This window comes from Pedobacter soli (assembly GCF_900101435.1).
Taxonomy (GTDB): Bacteria; Bacteroidota; Bacteroidia; order Sphingobacteriales; family Sphingobacteriaceae; genus Pedobacter; species Pedobacter soli.
In genome coordinates this window covers 286,997-301,394 of record NZ_FMZH01000004.1, presented here as the reverse complement: position 1 = coordinate 301,394, position 14,398 = coordinate 286,997, and the positions used below count along the sequence as shown (strand labels likewise).

The following is a 14,398-nucleotide window of genomic DNA, read 5'->3' as shown; positions in this document are numbered from 1 at the left end:
TTCCCATTTTAATTGTCATTTGTTTTAGCGCGATCAGAATTCGGTCTGGTAAATAGTTTAGCCCAGAAACCTATCATCACCACACACCAGGCAATTACGGCAAACAGGCAAAAACAAGTAGAAACCACAGGCAGGAAACTAATGTGCAGCACTTCATTTAACCTGAAAGTGCTTACCGAATACATACCAATGGGAAAAACGAACGACCAGAAGCTGGGATCGTAACCTTTGGCTGTAATTGGAACTTTAACTTTTTTAATTACGTGTTTCCAAATACCGAGCAAAAGCAATAAGGGAATCCACCAGGTGCCTGCGGCCCAAAAAAGTACCACAATACCTTTTAAGAAAGGAATAATTGCAGCAATAATTGGTAATGTTCCTGCAACATGCATCAGCATGCAACCTGCCAGTACAGTTATGGCAGTGGCGCCCATGTTAATCCAGTAAGGTGCACCCAGCTCGGCCGCATGAAGCTCGAAGAAAGACATCCGGTAAATAATCAGCGACATGATGTACAGATAGAACAATGCGCCCAGCGAGAAAAAACAGAGTGAAATGAAAATCAGGTTTTCATCTCCGCCAGCAATTAAGGTGGTTAAACCCGATATGGCCTGCAACGTTACTACAAATAACAACCAACCACCGTTTATTCCATCTTTTAAGCTTTTTTTATGGTGGGCCACGGTAAGGCTAAAAAACAAACCGTAAGCCAGAAACAGCCAGACTATGCCTGCAAAAACCAGAAAAGCGATTGCAATAACCGAATTAAAGCCAGCTAACACAAACTGGTTTCCAACAATACAACAGGCGGCAATAATCGTTAAAAAACCAGGGCCACGCTCGTAACTATGAAAATCGGCCTTAATGTCTGCATAAAACCGAACCAAACGGTATAGGTTCGCGACAATTAATGTGCAGAAAATTGCCAGATTAAAAAACAGGAAAACTTTAGCCAGCAAAGGCCAGCCATGTAAAGAAAAGCCTATGCCGATAATTCCCGTAGCCATGACCATCGAAAAATAAGCTGGTGGCATTTCTTTTATCCGCTGTGCTAAGCTCATGTTGTACAGATTTAGGTATTGGCCAGTAAATCGAAATATTCATCATCTTCGTTTTTGCCTCCATAGCCCTTACCTACCGTGGTGTGAGAGGTAACAAACTCAATTCGCGCAATCCACTTCACCATTTTATATCCCAGTTGGTTTTCTACCCGCAAGCGTAAAGGCGCACCATAAAGTTCGGTTAAGGGCTCGTAATTCATTTCCCAGGCGAGCAAGGCCCCTGGTTTCATGCAGTTATCGAGCGTATGGGTATCGTAATAATCGCCACCATAAAGCCCTTCACCAAAAGAATAAAATACAACCGTTTTAACTGATGAATGAGGTCTTACCACTTCAATGAGTTTACGCATAGGTAAACCACCCCATTCGGCTATACCCGACCAACCCTGAATACAATGATGCATGGTGATATTTTCATCCTGCCCTAGTTTTTTTAACTCAGCCAGCGAAAACTCCATTGGATTTTCTACCAAACCGCCTACCTTAAGTTTAAAATCCTGAAAGTTATTGGCGGCAAGTGCTTTCCATTCACTCGATTCGGGCACTTTGCCGTTGGCCCAAAAGTGAGGTGTAATATCTTCTTTGCTATAGACCAATTTAGGCTTAAGCTTGTTAATGGTTTTCTCCCAAAGCGTACCGTTAATTAAAGCCTGCAACCGTTGCAATCGCCTTGGCCGATGCCAGGAGAACCAATGCGCAAACACTGCAAACAAAACCAGAAAAATAAGAAAACCAATACCAAAGTACAAGCCGGTTTGGTCGGTTTCGCTATCCGTTCCATTAACAATGTGGTTCATATTTCTAACCAAACCCGTTGCTACTACCATTGCTACATGGACCACCAGAAAAGCCAGATAAGCCAGCATCACCAGAAAGTGAACAGAACGGGCACCTTGCCGGTTAATAAAAATTTTAGGAAACCAGTGGAAACGGTTTTCAATTGCCGGCGACATGGCCATACCACTCAACATGGCAATGGGTGCCAACAAAAAAACCACGGCGAAATACGATAATTGCTGCAGGGCATTGTATTGGTAAAAGCCATTCGGTTCTATAGGCATATTGAAAGTGGCATAATGTACAAACACACTCCACGAATCAGGAATAATGCTCCACGAGGTAGGTACCAGTTTACGCCACTGATCAGTCGAAAACAGTAAGACAATAAAAATAACCCCGTTGAGCAAGAAAAACGGCACATTGATAAAGTGCCAGCAACGCGCCAGGCCTACGGTGTGCCTGTACCCGGGCAAACCCAATACCGGACTAATGTAACGTGCATCTTCTTTTGCTGTCCACACCTTCCCTTCCGGAATATTTAAGGGGGTAAATTTGGCCCATTCAGAACCCGGGGTACAACTGTTGTTAAAATATAAGCGCGGATGATCGGCCAGTATAGAAAGGCCACTCCTGATAATGGTAATTAGGAAAAAGAAATTTACCCAATGGCTTAACCTTAGCCACCACGGAAAACCAATAGCCAGCTTTTCCTTAGGCACAGGGATGAGCCCCGGATCGGCCGGTAAACCCCAGATTAAGTACTGCAACCAGGCAACACCCATTGTAGCGATCAGTAAAATAGCTAAAACATACCACACCTGTGGTTTTAATCCAATAAAAGTTCTTCGATCGGCGGGGTAGTGAACGGCTTGTTCTGCAGCGGAAAAATTCGGGATCATGGCGCAATTTTAAGGAAGATGAACGTTTTTTATGAATGATAAACTTCCTGACTTAACCGGATATTTCACCATTTTTTAATTGCCAGCAGGTTTACAAACCTGAAATTAGCTAAATAAATCCAGAAATCTCAGGGTTTACCTGCCAAAAAACCAAAAAGCATGGTGTTGATTGATGTAGGATCGTTAAATTTGCCCCCCGAATAAAGCAGCCTCAATTGGCTGAAATACCAATACATATATAAATGGAAGAAAACGATTTTGTTGCCATCTGGCTGGAAGAAACCGGCAACCCTGCTATCGAACGCCTGTCGCAACTAAACCTTGCTATTGCCGCAAAAGCTGCCGCTGCAATTGCCAATAATGAGCTAACTGAACAAGATCTGGCTATCGCTCTGGATGTTAATCCTGATGAAATTAAAAGATGGCTAACCGGCAGACATACCTTTAGCATGACCATTATTACCGAAATCGCAGCAAAGCTAGAGGTGCTTCCGGAGTAATCCGAAAACACCTTAACCAGCGACGGGATAGATAAGCCTAAGTAACTATGTGTAAATAAACAGGATTTAATTATCCTTTGGGACCAAAAAGAAATGTTTTGGTAGCTTTAAGCATTTTCGAAAAGCTAACTAAAATTTCATCAACTGTCCAATAACGTTGCTGTTCTGCATTTACCAGTTGAATACCCTTTAAACCAAAGGGTTTGGTAGTGATGGCCAACACCTTCATTCGGGTTTCTTCGCCATCGTTGTAAACCGTACAAGGCAACTCCTCATCAATGTGATATTCAATATCAACCGGCCATGGGCCACTTACCCCCCAGGCTGCATTATCGGTATCATCGGGACTAAACGTTAAGGTATATCCTTTGGCTTTGAGTTGCGCGATGGCCTCCTCAAGTGCATTATTTTCCGTTACCATGTAATTAAAAGGAAACTTAATGTTTCAACAATCAGGCTATCCTCGATTTTTTCTGTTGCCAGGTAGCGATATTAAAAATAACGCCCAATGCAATCAACAAACCGCCAGTAAACTCAGGCCAGGCAAATGAACGGATGCCATTGATATTGATCGTCCAGGGGTGCGAATCTACCGGATTTACCGCATTTAGCTGTCCGCCGGTTAATAATGCCGCAACCAGTAATACTAATCCACCAACCATCAGGTAATAACTTGTTTTTTTCATAACCTTTAATTAAATAACATTTACAATTAAACTCTTCTGTCGGCCATCATTTTTTTCCCTTTCACAATCATCTTTTTCGCTTGCCTTTCCATCGAAAGGTTTCTACCTACACTACTCTCCTTTTCCTGGTTTACACTATAGGCCCTAACAATATCTTTGTAGCTTAACAAACCTTCGAATGATGTTTCATCTCTGCCGCTTACTACCGCTACAAAGTCGTTTCCGGAAGTATGCATCAACTCCAGTGCTTTTCTTACCGGTTCGTTTCCTTTAATCTGCTCATCTCCTGATTTGATTATAGCCGTAATGCTGGCCATATCTTCTTTTACCCATTGGAAAATATCCAGTACGGAGATAGTACCCAAATAATCACCTTCAGCATCGCGCACAGCATACCGGTTTTCTTTAGGCGGATTGGCCGCAAAATATTTCCGCACCTCGGCAATGGTATTGTACGAACTGATAAAAACCGGATTGCGATCCATCACCTCCGCAACACGTAATTTTAACAGCAAATCCGGTTCATAACTATCTGGCGTATGAATGCCTCTACGGGCAATTTTTTCGGTCATGATTGTATTTTTCATTAAAAACACCGAAATGAGGTAGGCACCAGAGCAGGCACCAAGCAAAGGCAATAGCCCCTGCACCTGCTGGGTAGCTTCGAGCGCAAAAAGAATACTGGTTAAGTAAGCCCTCGAAGCACCGGCAAACATGGCCGACATACCTACAAGTGCCGACATTGGAATACTGATATCTAAGCCGGGAAAAACCGAATGCAACAGATAACCTAATGCAGCACCCGTTGCACCACCAATAGTCATTAAAGGTGCAAGCGTTCCACCCGAAGTTCCGCTGCCCAGCGCAATGGCCCAGGAAATAAATTTAAACAGGCAAAGCGAAAGAATGACAGAAATGGAAAGCTGGCCGCTTAAAAGGGAGATGATATTATCGTAACCTACACCTAAAGTTCGCGGTGCAAAATAACCAACAACGCCTACGGCAAGCCCGCCAATTGCAGGCCACCATGTCCAGTGCAAAGGCAGGTGCTCAAAGGCATCTTCGATAAAATAAACCACTTTAGTAAGCCCCAGTGATGCGAGCCCTACCAGAATCCCGATGAGACTATAAATACCCAATGCCGCATTTGACGGTGCCGAAAGCACCGGCATGGGGAACACAGGCCCTGCTTCGAAAAGCAGATGATGTCCTGCCGCTCCTGTAATACAGGCCAGTGCCACCGGTATAATTGCCCTCGGAGAAAATTCGAACAACAAGAGTTCGATGGCAAGAAATACCGCAGCCAGCGGTGTACCAAATATGGCCGACATACCCGCAGTTGCCCCGGCAGCAAGGATAATTTTACGTTCAACCGGGCTCACAGTAAACAACTGCCCAAGTGTAGAGCCCAATGCACCTCCGGTGGCTATAATTGGTCCCTCTGCACCAAATGGCCCACCCGTACCAATGGCAATAGCAGAAGAAACCGGTTTCAAAATGGCTATAGCTGGTTTTATTTTACTCTGATTGGTAAGCACCTGTTCCATGGCTTCGGGAATACCGTGCCCCCTAATCGCTTTTGAACCATAAAATGCCATAAAACCTACTATTACCCCGCCAATAACGGGTACAATAATAACCAACAGACCAAGATGGTTATCTGCTGGACTATGGAAACTGAAATCGAACTCCTGGTAAAAAGAAATATTGGTTACCAGGTTAATTAACGATACCAGCACTTTTGCGATGAAAGAAATGCCGATTGCTACTCCAATTGAGAGCATTGAAATAAATAACAGGCGCTTTTTAGAACTTTTTTCTTTGTTTTTACTTCTTTTAAACTTACCGAAAATACCCAGCGCCGGGGAAATTGGTATGATATTTTTTGTCTTATTCATTTTATTATTTGAGCATGAGACAAAAGTAGAAATAAAAAATCAGAAACATTGCATAAAATATATTCTAAACAATATTATAACAATTAATAAAACATAAACAATACATTAAAATATATTTTAAGATATATTTTAAGATTTGGATTGCGAATAAATTAATAATTGTATTTTTGCCAGCAGCAACAACCTGAAGATGAAAGAAAGCAACAATACCTGCGACCTGAAAAGCTGCTATCTGTGCAGTCGTGTGCTTACCGACTGGCTCCCTGCGGTTGCACAGCAGAAAAAAAACTTTCAGCTTAAAAAAGGCGAGCAGCTCTTTGCTGAGGGAGACCCTGTAAATGGGATTTATTTTGTTTATTCGGGCACGATTAAGGTGCACAAGAAATGGGATAATGAGAAAGAGCTGATTATCCGTTTTGCCCGCAAAGGCGATGTAATTGGTCACCTTGGGCTGGGTAAAAACCCGGTTTATCCGGTTTCAGCGACAGCACTTGAGGAGGCAACGGTGTGTTTTATTGATCTGCAATTCTTTAGATCAAGTTTGCGGGTGAATCCTGATTTTACCTACCAACTCATGGATTTCTTCGCTGCCGAACTGCAGGAATCGCACGAGCGGATGCGTAATCTTGCGCACATGTCTGTAAAAGGGCGGATTGCCAATGCGATTTTAGCTTTACAGGCACAATTTGGCACCGATGTTTCAGGCGCAATTGATCTGGATATTTCGCGCCAGGACGTAGCTTCTTATTCAGGAACTACTTACGAAACACTTTTCAAGATTTTTACCGAATTTAGTAAAACAGGTAAAATTTCGGCACAAGGCAAGCGGATCAGTATCCTTGATACACCTTTTTTACAGGAAACTGTAGCCGCAGATAACCAGAAAAATTAAACCGCGGATTAAAACAGCAAAATTATCGATTTTGGGTTTAAATAGCACTCAAAAGCGCCTTCAACAGTAGCAATTTCATTACAAAGGGGTGAAATCACCCGAATTTATACGGGCAATTACTAAAACAGAAAAGCGATCAGATAAATATTCCGATATTGTTTATTCATTATAAAACATGATAACGTCTAATGATATTGCCGAAGTAATAAATGAACTGGAAAAACTTGCATTAAACCTCAATCTTGATGAGGATAAATTGCAACGTTTAAATGCAGTACTCAAAATTGCTGAAGAAAAAAATGCCATACTTCATGCTATTAACCAATCTACTGATGATGCCATCATCAGCAAAAACCTTGATGGCATTATTACAAGTTGGAATAAGGCTGCATCGCGTATTTTTGGTTACACTGCCGAAGAAATGATTGGTGTTTCGATCCTCACCCTTATCCCTGAAGATCTCCATTACGAAGAAACTGAAATCATTGCTAAGTTGCAACGCGGCATCGCAATCAATCATTTCGAAACCAAACGCAGACGTAAAGACGGCACGTTGGTAGATTTATCGCTTACCATATCTCCTGTTCTGAATTCTAAAGGCGTAATTATTGGCGTATCTAAAATTGCACGTGATATTACCGATCGCCTATCGGCTGAGGTGAACAGCAAACGGCTGAGCGCGATCATCGAATCATCAGACGATGCCATTATCAGTAAAGACCTGAACAGTATTGTAACCAGCTGGAACGATTCGGCTGTACGCATATTTGGCTACAACGCCGAAGAGATGATTGGGCAATCGATTCTTAAGATCATTCCGAACGACCGGCATGATGAAGAACCCAAAATCCTCTCACAACTTAGCCAGGGCATCAGGGTAGATCATTTCGAAACCATAAGACGCCGCAAAGATGGCAGGCTGATTGATGTATCGTTAACCATTTCGCCCATTAAAGATAGTGCAGGACGCGTAATCGGGCTTTCAAAAATTGCCAGAGATATTACCGAAAGGAAGCAAGCCGATAAGAAAAAAGAAGAGTTTATTGGTTTGGTGAGCCATGAGTTAAAAACGCCTTTAACCTCACTCCGTTCGTATGTGCAGGTGGCGTTGTTTAAAGCCAGAAAGGAAGAAAACGATTTTATTGATAAAGCGCTTTCCAGAGCTGAGCTGCAGACCAAAAAAATGGAGGCCATGATCAGGGATTTCCTGAATATCTCACGAATGGAAGATGGACATTTAAAGTTAAACTTAAGCCAATTCGATTTATCAGCACTGATTAACAACTGTATATCAGATGCTTCTATAACCACTTCGAAACATCATTTCAACTATATTGGCGAACAAAATGCATTGGCCATTGGCGATGCAGAAAAAATTTCGCTGGTGCTGATTAACCTGATCAGCAATGCGATAAAATATTCGCCTGATGGTGGAGAAATTACAGTAACCTGCGAAAGGCAGGATAACTATCTGACTGTCGCGGTGAAAGACCAGGGCATCGGTATTCCGAAAGAAGATCAAAAACTCCTGTTCAGGAAGTTTTACCGGATACAGTCGGAAGAAACCAGAAGCATCAGCGGATTTGGAATTGGGCTTTACCTTGTTTACGCCATACTCGAACTCCACGGCAGCAGCATTGAGGTTGAAAGCACTGCAGGATCAGGATCAACATTTTTGTTTAAGCTTAAAACGGCTGATTAAGATTGGCTTGTTATTTACATCATTAACGAATTAAGCAAATTAAGTCCTGTTATTTTAATAACTGGCCTATTTTCATTTTACGGCATTTTCATCATTAAGGAGTTAAGTACATTAAGTAATCATGCTTTAATACCTGTTCTATTTCCAGTTTACATCTTCCCTATCATTTCCATTTTACCTTTTCTATTTTACAGGCATTTTCATCATTAAGGAGTTAAGTACATTAAGTAATCATGCTTTAATACCTGTTCTATTTCCAGTTTACATCTTCCCTATCATTTCCATTTTACCGCTTTCATTGTAATTTCTTTTCTTGTAGCATAAAAAATAAGAGTTTGCCCCCTTATTTTGATCAGATTCCCCCTCTGCTGCGCATCTTTTTTGTAGTTAATTTGTTCGAACCAAGTATAATAAAAAATGCAAAACGGATTTAAGCACTTCTGGTGTTTCATTACTCTTGCACATAACCTAACAACTTAAACTGTCATTATAGTCTTATTGATAAGCGCAGAAGGACACCGTACTAATGGTGTGCATAGGCCTTCTTTTTAATTAACCAAACGACCATTTATTATGCAATGATCACTAAATCCCTACTCAACATTATGAAAACTAAACCTTCTATCTTACGTTCAATCGGCGCAGTCATGCTCGGCATCGTCCTGTTTTCGAGCAGCTGTAAAAAAGACAAACTTTCAGATACCACAACTACCGAATCGCTTTCGATAAAGGGAAAACTGGGCGCCATACCGCCCAACGAGGCACAACTTACCGTCGCAAACGGCACATTTTACATTGTAAACCGCAAAAGCGGAAAGGTACTTGATGTGGCAGCCTTTCAAACTGCCGATGGTGCTAATGTAGCGCAATATGCCGGTACTGGCGGTACCAACCAAAAATGGACTTTAACTGCAGTTTCGGGCGGTTATTATTCGGTTATTGGTGTACATAGCGCAAAAGCGCTTCAGGTAGATCAGGCGGGTACTGCCGATGGCGATAATGTAAATATTTCGACCAATACCGGCGCCACCAACCAGCAATGGCAATTTACTTCTATTGGCAACGGTTACTACCGCATTATTAACCGCAATAGTGGCAAAGACCTTGATGTTGCCGGGCAATCGATAGATAACAGCGCCAATGTAGACCAATGGACTTACTGGGGAGGCGAAAACCAGCAATGGTCACTACTTACGGTTAATGCCAGTGGTCAATTAGGCTGGACGCTTACCAGCACCGGCGTACCGGCCGATGTGTTAACCCGCATTACCAATGCCATGAACGACGCCTGCGCCAGGTATAATGCTGGCGCCAACTGGCCTGCGCGTACCCTTACTGTTGAATATAATACAGGTGTGGCAACAGCTGATGGCAGTACGAATGGAAATATCCGTTTTGGTGCCAATACCAGCTACCAGAACGTGCGTACAGCCATGCACGAAATTGCGCATACCTATGGTGTAGGCCTTAGCGGCGGATGGGGAACCAATACGTCTACAGGCGATTTTCTGGGGACTAATACGGTTGCTTTGGTTAAAATATTTGATGGCACCAGTGGCGCAATACATACCGGAGGTGGACATTTCTGGCCTTATGGCTTAAATTATGATAATGAATGGAGCGAAACAAACGCATTCAGGCACGTAAAATTAGTTTATGCCATGCGCTCTGATGGCATGTAACAAAACATGATTTTAACCGACTATAATGATAGGCTTATCAAAAATAAAAAGGAAACCCTCCAACTGGAGGGTTTCTTTTAGATAACACAAACAACTAATTTTCACTATTAGTCTTTGCTTTTAAGGATATATACTTTACTGCTTTAATGTAATAGTACCCAATGCTGTGTTTTGACCAAGGGCAACCTTAACAGCAGTAACAGTACTATCTTTGTAACCCGCAATTGGGACAAACTTTACCGAATAAGTACCTGCAGCTAAACCTCCTACAGTAAATTTACCACTTAACGGATCTGCAACAGTACCTACAGTATCAGTACCCGCAATTACCAATACTTCAGGGTGACTGGCTAAAGGTAAAACAGTACCAGATATTAAACCTGTAGTGGCAGCGGTTACACCACGTACTACCGGTTTCAATAAATACTTACCATTTCCGGTGCCTACAATTGATTTCGCCGCATCAAAATCTAAAAGCAGCGTGTAAGCAGCTCCCTCAACCAATTCAGGATTTGCAGTTAACTTCACCTTCCAGCCCGAAGTTTGGGCACTTGGTGTTTTAAGTTCCTGCTGAATACCATTAACCACAATAGTATTTCCGGTTTCATTCAGCACTAACCTGATTTCAGTAATTTCGCCGCTGGGCATTTCGCCAGAAGCCACCAAAATATCCGGATTACTGGTACCGATTCTGAAATCGAGGATATCAAATATTCCGGTACTCGCGGCAAAAACATAAGGTTTATCTCCCGATACCAGAACAATTTCCTTTACACTTAAATTAATCTTATCGAAATTACCGGGAGCATCGGTCATTTTGATCTGAACCTTCGTGGTTCCTTCGCCCGATTCATTTTTCTTACAGCCGGTAAAAGCAAATATACCCGCTATTACGAGCGCCATACCTATACTATTTACAAATTTTGTTTTCATAATGTTTAGATTTTATTCCATGTTTTATAGCTCAAATTTGAAGGCCGAAGATGAAACCAACATGAAATTTAAAAATTATTTTTTTCATCTTATTTTCATGTTGCCCATTTACATTTGAAGATATATTGCCATTGTAATGATGGTTTTTGGTAAGAGTTTACCCTCAGGTAGGGTAAACTTTTTTATATTTATAAAATGAAGCGATTTACCGCCTTTTTCTCTCTGACTTTTTTGATTTGTGCCAATTCGTTTGCGCTGCAAAACGATGCACTATCGGCAAGCTTATTGTCAATCAGATACATTAAACAAGAGTCACAGCAAGAGAAAGTAAAGCAAGACCATAAAAAAGCCGAAAAGCAACAGCAGCCGGAACAGCCTCAAATTAAAGAAGTACAAATTAAAGAAGTGCCCAAGGCCAGACGACAGCTCAAACCCATGGCAGTTAAACCTAATGTAAAAGTTAAGCCTATTAAAATTATTAAACCAAAAATTAAAAGACCTTAAAGGATAAGTATATGAACATCCGTCTCTTAATTTTCTGCTTGTTTTTACTTACCGCTAAAGTTTACGCCCAGCAAGACTCTGCTAAAGCTACGCTTACCCTTGCCGCCTTATACAACAGCAACATAAACTATTATGGACAAGTAACGGCCGAAAAATATCCTTATGCATTATTTAATGCCACATTAAGGTTCCCAAATGGTTTATACTTTACAGGTGGTGGCTATAAGCTTTTAAGCTTTGGTTCCGGAATATCGGAAACAGATTTAGGTATTGGTTTCGACCACGATTTTAACGAAAAACTTACCGCGGGTTTAGCCTATACACACTCTTTTTTCCCTTCCAACTCACCTTTATTGCAAGCTTCAAACAGCAATAATATCAATGCATCTTCCGCTTACACCTGGCCCTGGTTTAAAACCGGCCTAAGTATCGATTTTGCATTTGGAAAGCAGCGCGATGTATTTCTAAGTTTTGAAAACTCAAAGGAAATTGAACTTGGCACCATTTTCAACGGAAAGAGTTCAATTTCAATTACTCCAGCCATTGAAATTACAGCTGGTACCACGCGCTTTTACGAGAGCTACATTATCGAAAAAAGTAAAAGACAAAATGCTAACGGCCACGGGAAAAGTGCTTCGGCCCCGGGTATTAGTAACGGCAATACCACCGAAATTGTCGAAAATACTGTCAATCAGTTTAAATTACTGGCCTATAACTTTAAATTTCCACTAAACTTTAGTACCGGAAATTTCCTGGCCGAAGCCAGCTATCAATTTTCTATCTTAGGAAACAAAAAAGAAGAAGAAGTAAAACATCAGCAATCTTTCTTTGGCCTTGCCCTTTACTATCAGTTTTAAAACATGAAAGTATTAATCGTAGAAGACGAAAAAACACTTGCCTTTGAGATGGAAAAATTCCTCAAAAAGGCCTTTTTCCTTTGCGATCTTGCCCATGGCTTTAAACAAGCTGTAGAGAAGCTCGAACTCAACCAGTACGATTATATCCTGATTGATTTGGGCTTACCTGATGGGGATGGTTTCGATCTTTTGCAAAAAGCAAAAAAAAGCAATCCAGATGCGGCCTATATGATCTTAACTGCCAGGGGCAAACTGGAAGACCGTGTGGCCGGACTTGACATGGGTGCTGATGATTATTTAGCCAAACCCTTTTTTCTGCCCGAGCTCCAATCGCGCATGCAGGCCATTGCCAGGAGAAAATTTAAAGTTGCTGATGAACTGCTCCCGCTGGGCAATTTTAATATCGACCTTCAGAAACGCTTTGTTTTCTTTGAGGATGAACAGATTGAACTCTCGCGCAAAGAATTCGACTTGTTAAGTTATTTGTTGCTTCATAAAAACAGGGTGCTTACCCGCATCCAGCTGAGCGAGCATATCTGGGGAAATTTTACCGATGGTGATTATGATTCCAATTATATAGATGCCCATATTAAAAACATCAGAAAAAAGTTGAACATGTATGCCCCTACCGAATGGCTCGAAACCGTAAGGGGTGTTGGCTATAGAATTAAAAAGTAATTGAAACTTTCTACTAAACTTACTTTATTTATTACTGGTTCTAAACTTGCAATTGTAGGACTGTTTATTCTATTGCTTCCTTTTTTAATCGGGCAGGTTGCTTCCAATTACACTAATTTTTCGCTCAAAAACCAGCGAAAGAAAGTCATCCGGAACATCAACAATAAAGGTATGGACTACTACCTCGAAGGCCAGGATAGCTATGGCAGTTATACCATGCTTAAAGATGAGTACATCGCGCTCGAAATTGCTGCTCCCGATCTGAAACTCGATACCATCAGAGACACCAAAAGGATTGTTGAACAGGATACGCTTGCCTACCGTGTATTAAGTTTTACTTTTACCAGGAACCAAAAGAATTACCTGCTCGAAATTGGCAAAACTACCACCAGTATTAACCAGTATAATGATGCGCTGCAACGCTTTGCCTTGTATGTGCTGATTATTCTTATTGCTTTAAGTATAATCATCGACCTGATATTTACCCGCCGATTAATTAAACCATTGGGCCAAATTATTAAACTGCGGCTGGGCAATACCCGTTTTCCTTTTAAAAGAAACCAGCAGCCGATTAAAACCAATACCTACGATTTTAAATACCTCGATCAATCGCTCATTTCGTTAATGAACCAGATCAATGAAGCTTTTGAAAAAGAACGCGAGTTTACAGCCAATGCCTCGCATGAGTTTATGACCCCGATCAGTATCTTACAAAATAAGATGGAAAACCTGCTTACAGAAGAAGTTGAGCCGGAAAGCCTGCAGGAACACATTGTGGAAATGATGCGGACACTGGAAAGGTTAAAGAAAATTTCCCGTGCACTGCTGTTAATTTCACGAATAGAAAACGAACAGTTTTCGAAACAGGAACAAGTAGAACCCCTTAGCCTGATTAACGAAGTTGTAGAAGAAATCGGTCACAGGTTAGAAGAAAAAAACATCCGTCTGAATATTGACCTTAAATACAATAACAAACAGGCTCAGATGAATCATGATCTGCTTTTTCAGCTGTTTTATAACCTCATCAATAACGCAATTAAGTTTAACCGGGAAAACGGATATATTCGCATTACTGATCATTTTGACAAGGGTAAATATAGCATCCAGGTAATCAATAGCGGGCAAGGCATACCCGCAACAGAAATTCCCCATATTTTTGATCGTTTTAAAAAAACCGGACAAGCAGAAAATACGGGTTATGGCCTGGGACTTGCGATTGTAAAAAGCATTGCCAGTTATTTAAACTTAAACATTACAGTAACTTCTGTAGCTGAACAGGAAACGAATTTCAACATCCGTTTCAGCACTAATGACCGCTCTGTTTAA

At 41.4% G+C, this 14,398-nt stretch carries 14 protein-coding genes; 8 read left to right on the top strand and 6 right to left on the bottom strand.

Annotated elements, in window-relative coordinates; translation table 11 throughout:
• Nucleotides 1–8: 8 nt before the first annotated feature.
• Nucleotides 9–1,061 carry a tellurite resistance/C4-dicarboxylate transporter family protein gene (locus BLR37_RS10825; protein WP_090768392.1) on the bottom strand — a complete coding sequence of 351 codons (1,053 nt, stop codon included), beginning with the start codon at nucleotides 1,059–1,061 and terminating at the stop codon, nucleotides 9–11.
• A gap of 11 nt (nucleotides 1,062–1,072) precedes the next feature.
• Entirely contained in the window at nucleotides 1,073–2,740 is a 1,668-nt protein-coding gene (locus BLR37_RS10820) for a molybdopterin-dependent oxidoreductase (RefSeq protein WP_090768389.1), read from the bottom strand.
• A 242-nt stretch (nucleotides 2,741–2,982) separates the two neighbouring features.
• Here BLR37_RS10820 and BLR37_RS10815 point away from each other — a divergent pair, with 242 nt between their 5' ends.
• Nucleotides 2,983–3,240 carry a hypothetical protein gene (locus tag BLR37_RS10815; protein WP_090768386.1) on the top strand — a complete coding sequence of 86 codons (258 nt, stop codon included), beginning with the start codon at nucleotides 2,983–2,985 and terminating at the stop codon, nucleotides 3,238–3,240.
• Between the two features lie 70 nt (nucleotides 3,241–3,310).
• Here BLR37_RS10815 and BLR37_RS10810 read toward each other — a convergent pair whose 3' ends face one another.
• From BLR37_RS10810 to BLR37_RS10800, 3 genes are read right to left on the bottom strand one after another with little or no spacing between them, the layout of a single operon-like run.
• A complete protein-coding gene (locus BLR37_RS10810) occupies nucleotides 3,311–3,661 on the bottom strand; it encodes a hypothetical protein (protein WP_090768383.1) in 351 nt (116 codons plus the stop codon).
• 31 nt (nucleotides 3,662–3,692) lie between these two features.
• Nucleotides 3,693–3,926, bottom strand: coding sequence for a hypothetical protein (locus BLR37_RS10805; RefSeq protein WP_090768380.1), 234 nt, complete (start codon nucleotides 3,924–3,926; stop codon nucleotides 3,693–3,695).
• A gap of 26 nt (nucleotides 3,927–3,952) precedes the next feature.
• Nucleotides 3,953–5,824 carry a chloride channel protein gene (locus BLR37_RS10800; protein WP_208599634.1) on the bottom strand — a complete coding sequence of 624 codons (1,872 nt, stop codon included), beginning with the start codon at nucleotides 5,822–5,824 and terminating at the stop codon, nucleotides 3,953–3,955.
• A gap of 190 nt (nucleotides 5,825–6,014) precedes the next feature.
• Here BLR37_RS10800 and BLR37_RS10795 point away from each other — a divergent pair, with 190 nt between their 5' ends.
• The 3 genes from BLR37_RS10795 (at nucleotide 6,015) to BLR37_RS10785 (ending at nucleotide 10,100) form a co-directional block, all read left to right on the top strand.
• A complete protein-coding gene (locus tag BLR37_RS10795) occupies nucleotides 6,015–6,716 on the top strand; it encodes a Crp/Fnr family transcriptional regulator (protein ID WP_090768377.1) in 702 nt (233 codons plus the stop codon).
• A gap of 175 nt (nucleotides 6,717–6,891) precedes the next feature.
• Nucleotides 6,892–8,418: a PAS domain S-box protein gene (locus tag BLR37_RS10790; protein WP_090768374.1), complete on the top strand. Its 1,527-nt coding sequence runs from the start codon at nucleotides 6,892–6,894 to the stop codon at nucleotides 8,416–8,418.
• Between the two features lie 605 nt (nucleotides 8,419–9,023).
• A complete protein-coding gene (locus tag BLR37_RS10785) occupies nucleotides 9,024–10,100 on the top strand; it encodes an RICIN domain-containing protein (RefSeq protein ID WP_167356592.1) in 1,077 nt (358 codons plus the stop codon).
• Nucleotides 10,101–10,235: 135 nt separating this feature from the next.
• Here the strand turns inward: BLR37_RS10785 and BLR37_RS10780 are convergent, their stop codons facing one another.
• Complete coding sequence (locus BLR37_RS10780) at nucleotides 10,236–11,033, bottom strand: DUF4382 domain-containing protein (protein ID WP_090768369.1); 798 nt, start codon at nucleotides 11,031–11,033, stop codon at nucleotides 10,236–10,238.
• A 195-nt stretch (nucleotides 11,034–11,228) separates the two neighbouring features.
• Between BLR37_RS10780 and BLR37_RS10775 the strand changes: the two genes are divergently transcribed.
• The 4 genes from BLR37_RS10775 to BLR37_RS10760 are packed head-to-tail and all read left to right on the top strand — an operon-like array spanning nucleotide 11,229 to nucleotide 14,398.
• The gene (locus BLR37_RS10775; protein WP_090768366.1) at nucleotides 11,229–11,537 is read left to right on the top strand and encodes a hypothetical protein; all 309 of its coding nucleotides are present in this window, start codon (nucleotides 11,229–11,231) and stop codon (nucleotides 11,535–11,537) included.
• 11 nt (nucleotides 11,538–11,548) lie between these two features.
• Nucleotides 11,549–12,394 (top strand): hypothetical protein, encoded by an 846-nt coding sequence (locus tag BLR37_RS10770; RefSeq protein ID WP_090768364.1) that lies wholly within the window; start codon nucleotides 11,549–11,551, stop codon nucleotides 12,392–12,394.
• 3 nt (nucleotides 12,395–12,397) lie between these two features.
• Nucleotides 12,398–13,072, top strand: coding sequence for a response regulator transcription factor (locus BLR37_RS10765; protein ID WP_090768361.1), 675 nt, complete (start codon nucleotides 12,398–12,400; stop codon nucleotides 13,070–13,072).
• Nucleotides 13,073–14,398, top strand: a complete 1,326-nt coding sequence (locus BLR37_RS10760) for a sensor histidine kinase (RefSeq protein WP_090768358.1) — start codon at nucleotides 13,073–13,075, stop codon at nucleotides 14,396–14,398. It abuts the gene before it with no gap.

Bases quoted from the DNA above. Each gene is read 5' to 3' on its own strand.
- BLR37_RS10825 (WP_090768392.1), bottom strand. From the start codon at position 1,061: ATGAGCTTAGCACAGCGGATAAAAGAAATGCCACCAGCTTATTTTTCG.
- BLR37_RS10820 (WP_090768389.1), bottom strand. From the start codon at position 2,740: ATGATCCCGAATTTTTCCGCTGCAGAACAAGCCGTTCACTACCCCGCC.
- BLR37_RS10815 (WP_090768386.1), top strand. From the start codon at position 2,983: ATGGAAGAAAACGATTTTGTTGCCATCTGGCTGGAAGAAACCGGCAAC.
- BLR37_RS10810 (WP_090768383.1), bottom strand. From the start codon at position 3,661: ATGGTAACGGAAAATAATGCACTTGAGGAGGCCATCGCGCAACTCAAA.
- BLR37_RS10805 (WP_090768380.1), bottom strand. From the start codon at position 3,926: ATGAAAAAAACAAGTTATTACCTGATGGTTGGTGGATTAGTATTACTG.
- BLR37_RS10800 (WP_208599634.1), bottom strand. From the start codon at position 5,824: ATGAATAAGACAAAAAATATCATACCAATTTCCCCGGCGCTGGGTATT.
- BLR37_RS10795 (WP_090768377.1), top strand. From the start codon at position 6,015: ATGAAAGAAAGCAACAATACCTGCGACCTGAAAAGCTGCTATCTGTGC.
- BLR37_RS10790 (WP_090768374.1), top strand. From the start codon at position 6,892: ATGATAACGTCTAATGATATTGCCGAAGTAATAAATGAACTGGAAAAA.
- BLR37_RS10785 (WP_167356592.1), top strand. From the start codon at position 9,024: ATGAAAACTAAACCTTCTATCTTACGTTCAATCGGCGCAGTCATGCTC.
- BLR37_RS10780 (WP_090768369.1), bottom strand. From the start codon at position 11,033: ATGAAAACAAAATTTGTAAATAGTATAGGTATGGCGCTCGTAATAGCG.
- BLR37_RS10775 (WP_090768366.1), top strand. From the start codon at position 11,229: ATGAAGCGATTTACCGCCTTTTTCTCTCTGACTTTTTTGATTTGTGCC.
- BLR37_RS10770 (WP_090768364.1), top strand. From the start codon at position 11,549: ATGAACATCCGTCTCTTAATTTTCTGCTTGTTTTTACTTACCGCTAAA.
- BLR37_RS10765 (WP_090768361.1), top strand. From the start codon at position 12,398: ATGAAAGTATTAATCGTAGAAGACGAAAAAACACTTGCCTTTGAGATG.